Annotated in this window: 1 tRNA gene; it reads left to right on the top strand. The window is 53.2% G+C overall.

Features of this window, described 5'->3' with window-relative positions:
* Nucleotides 1-180: 180 nt before the first annotated feature.
* Nucleotides 181-256 (top strand) — tRNA-Ala (locus tag OGY71_RS00535).
* Nucleotides 257-265: the final 9 nt, after the last annotated feature.

Here is a 265-nt window from a genome sequence, read left to right on the forward strand (position 1 = left end):
GCTTGTAGCTCAGGTGGTTAGAGCGCACCCCTGATAAGGGTGAGGTCGGTGGTTCAAGTCCACTCAGGCCTACCAAATTCTTTCTGATACCGCGTTGTGAAACGACTCGCATACTTCAGTATGCTTCACCGTTCCACGCCTTGTCTCAGCAAGAATTAAGGTGAATGAGATAACTACGATGGGGCTATAGCTCAGCTGGGAGAGCGCCTGCCTTGCACGCAGGAGGTCTGCGGTTCGATCCCGCATAGCTCCACCATCCTTACTG

This window comes from Citrobacter sp. Cpo109 (assembly GCF_030332565.1).
GTDB lineage: Bacteria > Pseudomonadota > Gammaproteobacteria > Enterobacterales > Enterobacteriaceae > Citrobacter > Citrobacter portucalensis.